We start from the raw sequence: 14,560 nt of genomic DNA, 5'->3' as shown, positions 1-14,560 counted from the left end.
GAAATGAAAGATGACGAAACCCGACATTTCTATTTAGCTGGAACCCCGACATCTGAACTTAGCCTCGACATTACATGTAGCAGCTAAATAATAATGTCCATTTGCAGCCAGATTCAAAGGTCCGCTTTCGGGCGGCTTAAGCTTGCCCGCGTCGATTCCCGCAGCGTGTGTCAAAGTAGTCTCCGTCGGCACATCGAGAACTGCATGTAACATCCATGCTTCCAACTGCGCGAAAAAGATGAACGTCAAGGCCATTCTACGGACAGCAGTGTTGACTATCGCCGCTGCATCGGGCGCGGCGCTGCCAGGGGTATCGCCGGCGGCCGACCCTGATCCTGTGCAGCGAGGCGCCCAGCTTGCAGCGGTAGGCGACTGCATCGTCTGCCATACGGCCGCTGGCGGCGCGCCATTCGCGGGCGGCTTGCCAATTCACACGCCGTTCGGAACGCTCTATTCCACCGACATTACGCCGGACACAAAAACCGGCATAGGCGCCTGGACGCTCGATGCGTTCGTGCAAGCCATGCGGCGTGGCAAATCGAGCGACGGCCATCTGCTTTATCCCGCCTTCCCTTACGTTCATTTCACCCACATGACGGACGCGGACATTGCCTCGGTCTATGCGTTCATGATGTCGCGCACGCCAGTGCAGGCAACTGCGGCCGCGAACAAGCTGATCTTCCCGCTGAATTTCCGGCCGCTGCTTGCAGTGTGGAACCTGTTGTACCTGCACGCCGATACCCCCGAACCGATGTCCCGCACACAGGACCCCCAACTGGATCGCGGCCGTTATCTGGTCGATGGCCTCGGCCACTGCGCCGCGTGCCATACGCCTCTGAACGTGTTCGGCGCAGAAAAGAAAGACCGTACATTCGATGGCGCCGTGATCGACGGCTGGGATGCGCCATCGCTCAAGACACTGTTGGGTGCATCTACGCCATGGACGCGCGAGCAGTTGAGCACTTATCTACGCACGGGCGTGGCGAGCGAACACGGCGCGGCCGCCGGACCCATGCTGCCGGTGACGCGCTCGCTCGCGAACGCATCGCAAGCGGATGTGGAAGCAATGGCCGCCTACATCATGTCGATACAAACGCCGCCTCCTGCCGCTCCCGCCGCGCGGGTCGCGTCCGGCGCAAGCTTGCAGCAGGCAGGCGCAACCATGTTCGAAGCTTCGTGTGCGGCCTGCCACGCCGCGCACGCGCCGATGAACGTGGTCGGCGGCAGGCCGTTGCTGTCGCTAAGTACATCGGTGAATAGCGATAGCCCGCGCAATCTCGTGCGCGTGATGCTCGACGGACTGCCCGCGCAAGGCAGCAAGGCCAGCGTCAGCATGCCGCCGTTCGCCGGCATGCTGACCGACGCCCAGATCGCCGATCTCGCAAACTATCTTCGCGCACAATACAGCAACCGGACGCCGTGGCAGCTTCAGGCCGATGACGTCGCGAAGTACCGCAAGGAAACGCCCACACCATGATCGCGCTGACTGTGAACGGCGAGCGTCATACGCTCGACATCGATCCATCCACGCCTCTGCTCTACGCGCTGCGCAACCAGTTGCAACTGCACGGCGCCAAGTACGGTTGCGGCCTAGGGCAATGCGGCGCGTGCACCGTGATAGTCGAAGGCGAGCCGGTATTCTCGTGCCTGATGCCGGTTGCGGCCATCGGCGAGCGCCGGGTGATCACCATCGAAGGACTCGGCACAGCCGACAAACCCGGCCCGCTGCAACGCGCGTTCATCGATAAACAGGCGGCGCAGTGCGGCTACTGCATCGCGGGGATGGTGATGCGCGCGCAGGCGCTGCTCGATCGCACGCCTTCGCCCACGGAAGATGAAATCCGCGCGCACATGGAGCCGAACCTGTGCCGCTGCGGCACGCACATGCGCATCATCGCGGCAATCGTTTCGGCGGCCTCCTCCTCTACTCAAGCGGCGGGACGCGCATGATGCCCGAACACAGCGCCGCGCGACGGCGCTTCCTTACTGCAGGCAGCGTGATGGTCGGCTTCTCGCTCTTGCCGGGAGCGGCCGCCCGGGTCATGGCGCAAAGCTCGACCACCGAAGCGGGCACGTTTACCGCCGCCGCGCCGGATCTGCCCGGCAGCCTCAAGACTTCGCCGATGCTTGACGCCTGGATCCGTATCGACGAGAAGGGTCACGTCACGGCGTTCACCGGAAAAGCCGAGCTTGGCACCGGCATCCGCACCGCATTCATGCAGATCGCGGCGGAAGAGCTTGGCATTGCGCCGTCAGCTCTGACACTGCTCACCGCCGATACCGCCACCACACCAAACGAAGGCTACACGGCCGGCAGCCACTCGGTCGCCGACAGTGGCACCGCGATCGCGAACGCTGCGGCGCAAGTGCGCGGCCTGCTGCTGCAATCGGCGGCGGCCAAGCTCGGCGTGGACGCGGCAACGCTGACAGTCAAGGACGGCGCGGTCGTGGCCGCCGATGGCCGCCGCCTCGGATTCGGCGAGGCCGTCAGCGGCGTCAATCTGCATCAGCAGGCGCAGCCGGGACTGCCGCGCCGGGATCCGCGCATGTACGAGACCATCGGCCGGCCGGTACAGCGCGTCGATATTCCGGGCAAGGTCACCGGCCGCGCGAGCTACGTGCAGGACCTGCGTTTGCCAGGCATGGTTCACGCGCGCGCCGTGCGCCCACCCGCATATGGCGCAACGCTCGCTTCGGTCGATATGGCGTCCGTGCAGGCCATGCCCGGTGTAGTCAAGGTCGTGCGCGACGGCAGCTATCTGGCCGTTGTCGCCGACGACGAATGGCGCGCGATCCTCGCCATGCGCGCGTTATCGGCGGCGGCCCGCTGGAATGCCGCTCCGCCCCTGCCCGCGCAGGCGACCATCCACGCGACCTTGCGCGCCCTGCCCGCTCAGGACATCGCCGTCGCCGATCGCTCCAGCCCCGCCGCACCTGCCGCGCAGACCTTGCACCGGCGCTTCACGAAGCCTTTCCTCACGCACGGATCGATCGGGCCATCGTGCGCGGTGGCGCTGATGGACGGCGATCACCTGACGGTCTGGACTCACACTCAGGGCGTGTTTCCGCTGCGCAAGGGATTGGCCGAGATGCTGTCGATGCCACCGGACAATGTCCGTTGCGTGCACATGGAAGGCTCCGGATGCTATGGCCACAATGGCGCGGACGATGCCGCCGCCGACGCCGCGCTGATCGCCCGCGCGGTGCCTGGCCGGCCCGTCCGGGTCCAATGGATGCGAGAACAGGAACACATGTGGGAACCCTTCGGCCCGGCAATGACTACCGACCTGAGCGCATCGCTCGATGCAGACGGTCAGATCGTCGACTGGACTTGCGAGATCTGGAGCAACTCGCATAACCAGCGCATTGAGAATGCCGGCCGCCTGATGCCTGCGTGGTCGCTCGCCACGCCGATGACACCCGCGCCGCCCAAGGAAATTCCAATGCCCGAAGGTGGCGGCGACCGGAACAGCGTGCCGATTTATCGCGTGCCGAACCTGCATGTGCACGAGCATTTCCTGCTCGACATGCCAATCCGCGGCTCCGCCATGCGCTCGCTCGGCGCATACATGAATGTGTTTGCAATAGAAAGTTTTATCGATGAACTGGCGGCCAAGGCAGGGCTCGATCCAGTCGAATTCCGCCTGCGCCATCTGGACGATCCCCGTGCGCGCGATGTCATTCAGAAAGCCTGCACCCGTTTCGGCTGGGCAGCAGCGCGGTCTGTTGCGCGTAAGCCGGATCACGGCGTGGGCTTCGCTTTTGCAAAGTACAAGAATTTGATGGCGTACTGCGCCATTGCCATGGAAGTCACCGTGGAGCGCAACTCCGGCGGCGTAAAGGTCGAACGCGTCGCGTGCGCGGTGGATTGCGGGCAGATCGTGAATCCCGACGGCGCACGCAATCAGGTCGAGGGTGGAGTTATTCAGTCACTGAGCTGGACACTCTTCGAGCAGACCACCTTTGAGGCGCATGGCATCACGAGCTTCGACTGGAGCACTTACCCGATCCTGCGGTTTTCGTCGGTGCCGGGACGCATCGATGTCGACCTGATCGACCGTCCTGGCACACCGTTCCTCGGGGTGGGAGAAGCTTCACAAGGGCCGGCCGCTGCGGCGCTGGCCAATGCTGTCGCCGACGCCACCGGCAAGCGGGTGAGCAACCTGCCGCTCGCGGGCGACCCTTTGAAGGCCTGAATGGGCAACCGCTTTTTGACAGGCAAACGCGTATTTACAAAGACACATCTAAAGTAGCAAAGTCATATGCCCGATAAGATAGATGGCGGAACTGCAATAATGCGCCAGCGGCATGCCAACCCATTTTCCTGACTGCGTTCGAACATGATCGAAATCCATGACCCGGAACAGCCGGCCGGACAGCCCGGCCGTTGCGGCGGCTGCAACGCTGGCGAGACTGCACCCATTGAAATGGCTTTCGCGTTTCAGCCCATTGTCGATGTGAAATCGGGCAGCGCCTATGCACACGAAGCCCTCGTGCGCGGTCCGAATGGCGAGTCGGCGGCGTCGGTGCTGGCGCAGGTGGACGACGCGAACCGTTATTACTTTGATCAGCGGTGCCGCACCACTGCGATCGCGCAGGCTGCAGAAATGCGAATGCAGACGTTCCTGTCGATCAACTTCATGCCGAACGCGGTCTATCAGCCTGCCGCATGCATCCGCAGTACGCTCGAAGCGGCTGAAAAGCACGGCTTTCCGGTCGAGCGGATCATCTTCGAGACAATCGAGGGCGAAAACATCATTAGCCGTCCGCATCTCGTGCAGATTTTCCGCGCATACAAGTCGTTCGGCTTTCAGACGGCAATCGACGATTTCGGCGCGGGCTACTCCGGCCTCACGCTGCTCGCTGACTTCCAGCCGGACCTGATCAAGCTCGATATGGCGCTGGTGCGTGGCATCGATACCGATTCCGTGCGTCAGCGGATTACCTGCGGCGTGCTGACGATCTGCCGGGATCTGGGGATTCGTGTGATTGCCGAGGGTATTGAAACACCCGGCGAGCGCGACTTCCTTGTGGCGAACGGCGTTACGCTGATGCAGGGCTACCTGTTCGCGAAGCCCGCCTTCAAGGCAATGCCAACGATAGCAAGCGCAAGCTGATACCGGGTTCTACGCAAGCTTGAAACTGGCGAGACAAGCTGCCGCTCAAGTTTTCCACTTCGAGGCCGTTATACGGTACATGCGACAAGGCGCTATTCACGGCCAGCGATATCACTTCTACCGACGAAGCAAGCAACTTCCGACCGCGGATGCACGGCGCGGTCATAAGCCGCATTGCCTGAAAGTAGTCTGCTCAATCAGCAGGTTTCACAGCACGGCGATGCGAACCAGCTTGCATGCGCGTCTATGCCGAGGCCGACTATCGCCCTGGCTTAACTATCATCACGCTGCCAGATTTCCGGCATAAAATGCGACTCCCGCCGCGATATAACGGCGTGCGCTACTACATCACCAATGCATGTCGATCTTCTTACCCTTTATCTGCTTGCAATTGGAACGCTTTTCGCCAGTTCTGCGCTGACGCTTTGGGAACGCCGAATAAATCCAAGGCGCAACAAGGAGTTGAAGATACTGGCAGCGGGATATGCGACGCTTGCAGTTGGCTGCGCGGTGGCGACGTGGCGCCGCGACCTTCCCGGCGCGACAGGCTCGGCCTTCAGCAACCTCGTCATTCTTTCCGGCTACCTGTTGATTCTGCACGGCGTCGCGTCGCTGAACGCACGGCAATACCGCGCAAGTTCGATCGGCCTGCTCGCCGTAATGGCGCTGACGTGGGCCGCTGGAGGCGCGCAGTGGCAGGATGCCATCTGGAACTACGCAAGCGCGATTCCAATTGCGTTGGCTTGCGGCATGACATCGCGCGAACTGCTGCGAAGCGACGGGATGAAAGGGTTGCAATCGCGCAGCATCGCCATGCTGGTGTCGGGCGGACATGCGCTGTTCTACGCCGCCCGGGCACTCGTTTTGCCTTGGCTGGCGACACTGTACGGACATGATTTCCTATTGCTGCTCAGCAAGATCACAATGTATGAGGGCGTGCTGTATTCGGTTATCTTGCCGATGACCCTGCTCACGCTCATCCGCGAGGAAGCGCATGGCCAGCTTGTGCAGGAATCGCAAACGGATTATTTAACGGGCCTCGGCAATCGCAGATGGTTCTTCGAAGAAAGCGCGCGTGCTATTCGCGACGGCCAATCATCCCGGCCAATTTCACTTCTTGCCTTCGACCTCGACCGCTTCAAGGCGATCAATGATCGATACGGTCACGGGACGGGCGATCAGATCCTGAAGTCCTTCAGTGACGTTGCCCGGAGCGTGATCGGTTCCAAGGCAATTCTTGCGCGCCTGGGTGGAGAAGAATTTGCTGCGCTGCTGCCTGGACACGACAGCGTCCGCGCCAAGGAAATGGGCGAGGCCATTGTTAGGCGTTTCGCCGAGACGATCTCTCACCACGTCAATGGAATCGGGATACAGGCCACGGTCAGCATTGGTCTGGCACAGTTTGGAAGCGAAGCGTCCACCCTTGCCGACTTGTTGGCCGAGGCCGACCAGGCGTTATACAGTGCGAAATCGCTGGGCGGTAATCGGCTCGAGTTGGCACAGTCCAGTGCAAGCCGCTCGGCTGCCTGAAATCAACGGCTGGAGAAGGACGTCTGGATTGTTCTGAACAAGACAGGCCAAACCGGGGAATCAATCGATACCTCATCGTAATGGCTGGCGTTGGGGACTTCGATGTAACGAATGCTGTCGCCTGCGCGCCGCGCATCGTTTGCGAAATGTTTTGCGATTGCCGGCGGTGCTACGCTGTCGAGCTCGCCGTTGATCAAGATCATTTCCGAACCTATGGGCAACATGCTTTGCGGCGAGGTGTCGGCAAATACTTCCTCGCGGCCAGGTTGCGGCTTACCCGTCAACGCGACGGCGTTCACGCCACATGCCCGCCTGATGTCTCCGGCATCTTTCAAGTCAGGCAGCGCGCCAAGTCCGATCACAGTTGGCAAACGCATCGGAGTGGCCGAATAAAGCGCACTGCCCGTCGCAATCCGGTGTCGCGCAGCAGCCCATAGCGCGAGCTGTGCGCCCGCCGAATGCCCAACCACGACTATTCGGGAAAGATCGATATTCAAGCGTGACGCTTCGCCCGAGAGTCTTTGCAGCGCTTGCGCGACGTCGAGATACGTTCCGGGAAACCCGCCACCCTCTTCGTCAATACCTCGATATTCAATACTCCATACCATCCAGCCCTTATCGGCAAGTGCGCCGGCGAGGGGAGCGATCTGCCGCAAGCCGCCGTATTGACGCGCCCAGCAGCCGCCGTGTACCAGCACGACCACCGGAAATGGACCGCTGCCGCGCGCGCGAAACAGTTCGACGAATTGCGACGAAGCAGGACCGTACGCAACATGCTCGTCGGCGGAGCGCCCGTGCATTGCGAGATAGTCCTGTAGATGCAGCGGCTCTGCGCAAAGGGGTCCGACGCACAAGGCGGCGGCGATCACGAACAACAAGCGGACGAAGCGTCGATAGGGCATTGATTCGAGCGCTAACCCATCACCTTGTCCAACGTGATGGGAAGATCGCGAACGCGCCTGCCCGTAGCGTTGAATACGGCATTGGCAACCGCCGCGCCCACGCCGGTGATTCCAATCTCACCCACGCCCCGCGCGCCCATCGGCGTGTGAGGATCTGCTTCCTCGCCCCATATGATGTCGATCTTCGGCACGTCAAGGTGAACAGGCACGTGATAGTCCGCAAGCGATGGATTCATTACACGCCCGGTCCTCTCGTCGAACTCGCTTTCTTCCATCAATGCAAGGCCCAGCCCCATGATGATGCCGCCGCGAAACTGGCTCGCAGCCATCTTCGCATTGATGATCCGGCCGCAGTCGAACGAACCAAGGAAGCGCGACACGCGAACCTCGCCGGTGACGGCGTTGACCCGCACCTCGCAGAAGAGCGCGCTGTGGCTGTGCATGGACCAGTGTTGCAATTCGAACGGCATCGGCGCTTCTGCCTCGACGGTGACCTCCTTTTTCCTGGCGCGAGCCAGTATGGCGCTGTAGGTTTCGAACCGGCTCTCATCGTCCAGCGCGCACAAACCGCCGTCCCTGCCGCCAACGTCATCGGGCAAAAGCCCGGAAAGCGGCGAACTGTTGCCGGCGAACCGGAGCAGTTCCCTCACAAGCTTGTGATGGGCGGCAATGACGGCAGCGCCGATGGCCGCCGTCTGTTGCGAGCCGCCCGCGAGCACCACGCCCGGCAATCTGGAGTCGGCGTATTCGAAGTCGATGTCGTCCATGGTGAGCCCGAGCCGCTCGGCGGCAATCTGGCTATGAGCGGTCGCTGTACCCATGCCCATTTCGTGCGCGGCGATGCTGACAGTGGCCCGCCCTTTGTCGGTCAGCGTAATCCGTGCCGCGCCACCCGGCATCCGATAATACGGATAAGTCCCCGTGGCACAGCCCAGACCGACCAGCCAGTCGCCATCGCGCCGGGTTCCCGGCTCGCCGCGCGCTTTCCAGCCGAAGCGTTCGCGGCCGGATTTCCACGCATCGACAATACCGCGCTGCGAGAACGGCAACCCCGTCGTCGGATCTTTCTCCGGTTCATTCCTGAGACGCAATTCGATGGGATCCATCTTCATGGCGTGAGCGAGTTCGTCGATACCCGATTCCAGCCCAAAGGTGCCGACCGCTTCCCCCGGCGCCCGCATGAAGGTGTTGGCCGTCATGTTCATCCTGACGGTCTCCACGTCGAGCAGAAAGCTTCGCGAAGCGTAGGCGCTCTTGGCCGGCAGGATGAAAGGCTCAGGCATGTTGTTGTGCGGCGTCATCGCAACCGTGCCGGTGTGGATCAGTGCGTCCAGCGTGCCATCGGCCTGGGCGCCGAGTGCCACGCGTTGTTCCGTGAGCGTACGGCCGCCTACAATGCGGAACACGCCTTCCCGGGACAACATGATCCGCACGGGTCGCTGCGCGAGCCTTGCGGCGGCCGCAGCCAACACCTGATGCTGCCACACGGTCTTCGACCCAAAGCCGCCGCCAACGTAGGGCGAAGTGACATGCACGTTCTTCTCGTCGATACCGAATACCTCCGCCATGGTCCACGCTTCGTGAGCGACCGCCTGCACGGTATCGTGGATGCGCAGTTCGTCCCCCTGCCATGCGAGCGTTGCCGCATGCAGTTCGATGGGATTGTGGTTGTGACGCGGGGTCGTATAGCGCACGTCGATCTTGTAGGGCGCCGCAGCCAGCATAGCCTCGGCATCCTTGATTTCGAGCTTCAGCGGTTCGCCCTGGAATACTCCGGGCTCCGAACCATTTGCCTTCGCCGCGTCCAGCGAGGTCACGCCGTCGCTTCCCGTCTCGTAGGTCACGCGGATCAGGGACTGCGCGTGGTCGGCCTGCTCCTGCGTCCCGGCCAGCACCAGCGCGACCGGCTGGCCGTTCCAGTGAATCTGGTCGTCCTGCATGATCGGCAGGTTGTCGCCGCCCGCCGCCTTGGGCTTGGTCATGAACGCGGGCATGGGCTTGAGGCGGGGCGCGTTCCGGTAGGTCATCACCAGTGCGACGCCTGGCGCAGCTTCGGCGGCGGCGGTATCGATATCCGCAATCCGCCCGCACGCAATCGACGAATACTTCAATGCTGCGTAAGTCATGCCCTCCAGCGGAAACTCGGCGGCGAAGGGCGCACGGCCGGAGACCTTCAACGGCCCGTCGATACGGCTTACCGATGCACCGATCAGCCCATGCTTATGCAGAATCAGCGGGTCTGGCTTGCCGCCGGGAATGAAGCTGTCAGGGGCAAGCGCAATGGCCTTTTTCATTACCGCTTGCACGGCTTCTTTGAAGATAGGCATTAGCGGTTCTCCTTGAGGGCCGACAGTTTGACCAGCGTGTCGATGATCACGCGCCGGGCGAGTTCGATCTTGAAGGCGTTGTCGCGAAGGCCTCGCGCGGGAGCGAGCTCCGCCTGCGCCGCCACGCGGAACGCCTCCTCAGTCGCCGGAGCGCCTTTGAGCGCCGCCTCAGCCGCATTCGCGCGCCACGGTTTGTGGGCGACACCGCCCAGCGCGATACGCACGTTCGCCACGACGCCGTCCTGCACTTCGAGAATCGCCGCCACCGAAATCAAGGCAAATGCATAAGAAGCGCGGTCACGCACCTTGCGATAACTTGAACGGCCTCGCACGCCGGGCGGCAACGTCACGGCGGTGATCAACTCGCCTTGTTCCAGCACCGTTTCGATCTGCGGCGTCTGGCCCGGCAGCACGTGGAAATCGACCAGCGGAACATCGCGTGCGCCGTTGCGTCCCGTCAGCGTCACGACTGCATCGAGGGCAGCCAGCGCGACGGCCATATCGGAGGGATACGTGGCGACGCAGGCGTCAGACGCGCCGAGAATGGCGTGCATCCTGTTGAAGCCTTCCAGGGCATCGCAGCCCGTTCCCGGCGAGCGTTTATTGCAGTGGGCGGCATCGTCATAGAAATAACCGCAGCGAGTGCGCTGCATCAGGTTGCCGCCCATCGTCGCCATGTTGCGGATCTGGGCCGAGGCACCCGCCAGAATAGCCTCCGACAATACCGGGTAGCGCTCGCGTACCCGCCGGTCGGCCGCCGCCGCGGTGTTCCTGACGCCGGCGCCGATACGCAGGCCGCCATCGTCCGAATCTTCGATTGCACACGATAGACCTGTTACGTCGACCAATACCGACGGATGCTCGATAGTCTCGCGCATCAGGTCAACAAGGTTGGTGCCGCCACCCAGATATTTGGCATTGGCTTGAGCGCCAAGCATCAGCGCTGCTTGCGGGTCCGATGCCCGTTCATATGTAAAGGGGTTCATCAGGCGGCCTCGCGCGTGCTGGGCTCGGTTTGTTCCTCGCCGAACGTATCCTGGATCGCGTCGACAATGCCGTTATAAGCGCCACAGCGGCACAGGTTGCCGCTCATTCGTTCGCGCAGTTCGGTATCGGTCAGCTCGAACGCTTCCGCGGCCACGTCCTCGCTGACATGGCTGGGCACGCCGCACTTCAATTCGTGAATCATGCCGACAGCCGAGCAAATCTGCCCCGGGGTACAGTAGCCACATTGAAAACCGTCATGTTCCACGAAGGCTGCCTGCAGGGGATGAAGCTCGCCCGGTGCGCCCAGTCCTTCGATTGTGGTGATCTCGCAGTCCGAATACTGCATAGCCAGGGCAAGGCAACTGTTGATACGCGTTCCATTGACAAGCACCGTGCATGCGCCGCAGGCGCCTTGATTGCATCCCTTTTTGGCGCCGAAGAGGTGACGCTGTTCGCGGAGCAAATCGAGAAGCGATGTCCTAGGATCGAATTCCAGTTCTAGCGGGTTGCCATTAATGACGAAATGCATTGCTCGCTCCCTTCAGAGTAGGTTGGCGCTGCGGTTGATGCGTTCGAGCGGTTGCCCAAACAATCGCTCATACGCGTTGGCGTGATCGCCGTGCTGGTGTGCACCTCGGCGCGGGCGCCAAACGAACCTGTGATTTCGCCCGGAACCAGACGGGGTCGGCAAGTAACCCGTTTTGCATGTTTAAGCGTGCTAAACCCAGCTTTGGGACTCAGCAATTCCCGGACCGTCCAGCCGATGCTGCAAGCTTTTTTGCGGAGACCGGCCGCTGCGGGCGACCCTGCATGGATCCGTGGATTCGCTTGGTTCGCTATGCCAGAATCTTGCTGTGCTATCTCATCTGACTAATTGTAAGAAATATCTTTTTGCAAAACCCGTACGCGAGTGGCTAAACCGCAAGGTGTCATGGCCGCTTTTCGGCATCCTGGATAGTAAATAGAACAGGCGGCGATTCACTTGATGATCCCTTTAGAACCTGCTGCGTTTGCCGTTATCACGCTTGTCACACCGTGACCATCAGCATGCCCTGCTTCATCTGTTCTTCGACCTCTTACCGGTGTTATATGAAAACCCTGATACTCGCGCTTGCCACCGCAGCAGTAACCATGGCCACCATCGTGCCGGCGTCCGCCGCGCCATACCATCATCATCGCGATTGCCATAAAGTCCGCGTTCATCATCATTGGGAGCACCGTTGCCGTTAAGCGAGTGCGGTCCGTTATCGGAGAAGATTTTCCGGTAACGGATTGCGTTACCCGCTGCTTTTGCTTCAGATCCGGTTTTTCCTCGACACCCTGGTTTATCAGTCGGTGTTTGATCATTAAACAGCGAACCTCGTATAACGCCGATTCCGCTTTTCTCGCGATGATTGTGTAGGCCTGCGCCTGCAACTGCTTTAGCTTTTCTTGAATGATTTGGAGTGTGAGCACAGCGGCTTCCATAAAATAAATCCCTGTGCTTTGCAATGGCAACCGATTTCGGCAACTCCCATTAGTTCTCCGCATTACAACGCGTACACGACCATGCTCGCATGGCAGCTCTTTCAACACGATAGTCCTGGCCGCATAGAGAAAAAACCGGCAACACAGAATGCCAGCCTGCCTGGACATTTAAATTAGCCGACCGATGTCTTACGCAATAAATCGAAGCTCGCTCTTCAACATTTCTGTCGCTTCCGGTTCGATCACGATCCTGTTACCGACTCGTTCTTAGCTTACCGTGACAATGTAACGAAATTAAAATTCGGATCGAGTTTGAAACATCGTTTGTTAGACTCCGGTTTTGCGCCGCACCAATGCTAATCACGGTAGGGAACAATCGATGAACACCGAGCAATTATTCGATGCAACAGCGCCAAACAAAAACGTTAGTGTCATGCCGGGAACGCGTGTAGCCCTCTCCCTCGCGATCGCCGCAATGCTGTCCGCATGCGCGCTGGCTCCAGGGCAGCACATGATCGAACCGGCTGCGCTGCCTGTCACGAGCGCCGACAACGGTGACGCAACGAGCGACATCCAGATCCCGATCAAGCAGATCGATTTGACGCTGATCCGCCAGATTCGCGCTGAACAGAAAAACATGGACAAGGCGAGCCAGCTCGGTTTGTTCGCAAAACCGACTGGCTACAAGCTGGGACCGGGCGACGTGCTGCAGATCACGGTGTGGGACCACCCCGAACTCGCGGCTGCAGTCGGCCAGCCGGCGCAGAACACCAAGCCGTCGGATGCCGCGCCCGGCTTCGTCGTCGATAGCGACGGGAACATCCAGTTTCCATACGTGGACCGTTCAATCCATGCATCGGGCAAGACTGCCCAGCAAATCCAGCGCGAAATAAACAGCGAGCTGAGCAAGGTGTTCGTGAAGCCGCAAGTCACGGTTCGCGTGGCGTCCTTCCGGTCGGCGCAGGTTTATGTGGATGGCGACGTGCGCGCACCCGGCGCGCAGACCGTCAACGACATTCCGATGACCCTCACCGAAGCAGTGAACCGCGCCGGTGGCTTTGCACCGACCGCCGACCAAAGCCGCGTGACGATCACGCGCAATGGCACCGCATATCCGGTCAACGTCGCACAGATGATGAAGAACGGCAAGAACCCGGCCGACATCATGCTGCAGCCGGGCGACATGCTGCATGTGGATGCGCGTGAAGACAACACCGTCTACGTGATGGGTGAAGTCAACAAGCCGTCCCCGGTTCCGCCGCTGCGCGACGGCACGCTTACGCTTGCCGAGGCGCTCGCGCAGGCGGGCCAGCTCAACCAGGAAACGTCGAATCCAAAGCAACTGTTCGTGCTGCGCTCGAACGCGGGCGACACGCCGGTGATTTATCGGCTTGATGCGCGTTCGCCGGTTTCCATGCTGCTCGCCAATCAGTTCCCGCTGGAATCGAAGGACGTTGTCTACGTCGACAACAGCGGCCTTGTCCGTGCGAACCGCGTGTTGAACCTGTTCCTGCCAGCCATCAACGCGGGCCTGACTGGCGCGATCGTTACTAAATAAGCTTGACGCGCGCTCCGGCCCAATCGAGTTTGATTCGGACACCTTGCTGCCAAGCAGAGCCGGCAGCGCGTCGGTGACTTGAACCACAAGCACCGCCAACGGGTCCCGCATTGCGCCGGGACATGCTGCTCGATCGCATGCGCGCTTGGCCCAGGTTATTCCGCGATACGTTTGAAACTGGCGTAGTAATCTTCAGTGTAGTAGCAGTCACTGGTCTGCTTGCGTGGTCCGCCGCATACGATGCGACGCTGCCCGCGATCCGCGAGGCCCGGCGTACGAACGGTGTACGCGTGGTAATACCCGCGCGGATGCTGCGCCAGCAATGACGCGCTGTTGCGAAACAGGACACCGTCTTCGCCGAAAGAGAACGGGCCGCCCGCTTTGATCAGACGCAATGTCTCGGCTGCTTCGCCAGGCAACTGCGCCTTGCCGATAACGGCCAGCGCGCCCTGCGCCTGCACGCCCGATGGCGCGGGTACGGCACTAGCAGGCTGCTCCGACGTCTGACTCGCGGACGCATCCGACGCTGGAGTCGTGGCGTTTCGCGATCCGTCCTTGCCGCATCCGCCGAGGATCGCGCTCAAGGTGAGGATGCAGGAGAAAGCCCATGCGCGTTTCACAAACGTCATCTCCAGGTTGACCCGCACTCGACGACCACGAACGATCCAAGAG

12 protein-coding genes are annotated in these 14,560 nt (G+C 61.1%); 6 read left to right on the top strand and 6 right to left on the bottom strand.

The genetic code is table 11. The features are described from left to right. The first annotated feature begins 238 nt into the window (after positions 1 to 238). The 5 genes from AWB64_RS09290 to AWB64_RS09270 all read left to right on the top strand — a co-directional run bounded on the left by AWB64_RS09290 (position 239) and on the right by AWB64_RS09270 (position 6,647). Positions 239 to 1,477: a c-type cytochrome gene (locus tag AWB64_RS09290; protein ID WP_060818376.1), complete on the top strand. Its 1,239-nt coding sequence runs from the start codon at positions 239 to 241 to the stop codon at positions 1,475 to 1,477. Beyond that, complete coding sequence (locus tag AWB64_RS09285) at positions 1,474 to 1,950, top strand: (2Fe-2S)-binding protein (RefSeq protein ID WP_060818375.1); 477 nt, start codon at positions 1,474 to 1,476, stop codon at positions 1,948 to 1,950. The genes AWB64_RS09290 and AWB64_RS09285 overlap by 4 nt, the downstream gene beginning before the upstream one ends. Continuing rightward, on the top strand, positions 1,950 to 4,196 hold the full coding sequence (locus AWB64_RS09280) for a xanthine dehydrogenase family protein molybdopterin-binding subunit (protein WP_374728610.1): 2,247 nt from the start codon (positions 1,950 to 1,952) through the stop codon (positions 4,194 to 4,196). The genes AWB64_RS09285 and AWB64_RS09280 overlap by 1 nt, the downstream gene beginning before the upstream one ends. 144 nt (positions 4,197 to 4,340) lie before the next feature. Next, complete coding sequence (locus tag AWB64_RS09275; RefSeq protein WP_060818373.1) at positions 4,341 to 5,117, top strand: EAL domain-containing protein; 777 nt, start codon at positions 4,341 to 4,343, stop codon at positions 5,115 to 5,117. 354 nt (positions 5,118 to 5,471) lie between these two features. Next, positions 5,472 to 6,647 (top strand): GGDEF domain-containing protein, encoded by a 1,176-nt coding sequence (locus AWB64_RS09270; protein WP_060818372.1) that lies wholly within the window; start codon positions 5,472 to 5,474, stop codon positions 6,645 to 6,647. Positions 6,648 to 6,649: 2 nt separating this feature from the next. On the opposite strand, the gene AWB64_RS09265 is transcribed toward AWB64_RS09270, so the two are convergent. From AWB64_RS09265 to AWB64_RS31530, 5 genes are all read right to left on the bottom strand, one after another. Next, positions 6,650 to 7,549 (bottom strand): alpha/beta hydrolase family protein, encoded by a 900-nt coding sequence (locus AWB64_RS09265; protein WP_060818371.1) that lies wholly within the window; start codon positions 7,547 to 7,549, stop codon positions 6,650 to 6,652. 11 nt (positions 7,550 to 7,560) lie between these two features. Next, the gene (locus AWB64_RS09260) at positions 7,561 to 9,876 is read right to left on the bottom strand and encodes a xanthine dehydrogenase family protein molybdopterin-binding subunit (protein ID WP_060818370.1); all 2,316 of its coding nucleotides are present in this window, start codon (positions 9,874 to 9,876) and stop codon (positions 7,561 to 7,563) included. Next, positions 9,876 to 10,862: an FAD binding domain-containing protein gene (locus AWB64_RS09255; protein WP_060818369.1), complete on the bottom strand. Its 987-nt coding sequence runs from the start codon at positions 10,860 to 10,862 to the stop codon at positions 9,876 to 9,878. The genes AWB64_RS09260 and AWB64_RS09255 overlap by 1 nt, the downstream gene beginning before the upstream one ends. Continuing rightward, on the bottom strand, positions 10,862 to 11,392 hold the full coding sequence (locus AWB64_RS09250) for a 2Fe-2S iron-sulfur cluster-binding protein (RefSeq protein WP_060818368.1): 531 nt from the start codon (positions 11,390 to 11,392) through the stop codon (positions 10,862 to 10,864). Before AWB64_RS09250 ends, AWB64_RS09255 begins: the two co-directional genes overlap by 1 nt. Before the next feature lie 449 nt (positions 11,393 to 11,841). Next, positions 11,842 to 12,330: a hypothetical protein gene (locus AWB64_RS31530; RefSeq protein ID WP_060818367.1), complete on the bottom strand. Its 489-nt coding sequence runs from the start codon at positions 12,328 to 12,330 to the stop codon at positions 11,842 to 11,844. 433 nt (positions 12,331 to 12,763) lie between these two features. On the opposite strand from AWB64_RS31530, the gene AWB64_RS09240 reads away from it, so the two are divergent. Further along, a complete protein-coding gene (locus tag AWB64_RS09240; RefSeq protein WP_244163996.1) occupies positions 12,764 to 13,888 on the top strand; it encodes a polysaccharide biosynthesis/export family protein in 1,125 nt (374 codons plus the stop codon). A gap of 155 nt (positions 13,889 to 14,043) precedes the next feature. Here the strand turns inward: AWB64_RS09240 and AWB64_RS09235 are convergent, their stop codons facing one another. Further along, positions 14,044 to 14,508, bottom strand: a complete 465-nt coding sequence (locus tag AWB64_RS09235) for a ribonuclease (RefSeq protein ID WP_060818441.1) — start codon at positions 14,506 to 14,508, stop codon at positions 14,044 to 14,046. Between the last annotated feature and the right edge of the window lie 52 nt (positions 14,509 to 14,560).

The sequence above is a fragment of the Caballeronia sordidicola genome (assembly GCF_001544455.2).
Taxonomy (GTDB): domain Bacteria; phylum Pseudomonadota; class Gammaproteobacteria; order Burkholderiales; family Burkholderiaceae; genus Caballeronia; species Caballeronia sordidicola.
The sequence above is the reverse complement of the archived record's forward strand: the minus strand, read 5'-3'. Positions and strand labels throughout refer to the sequence as shown.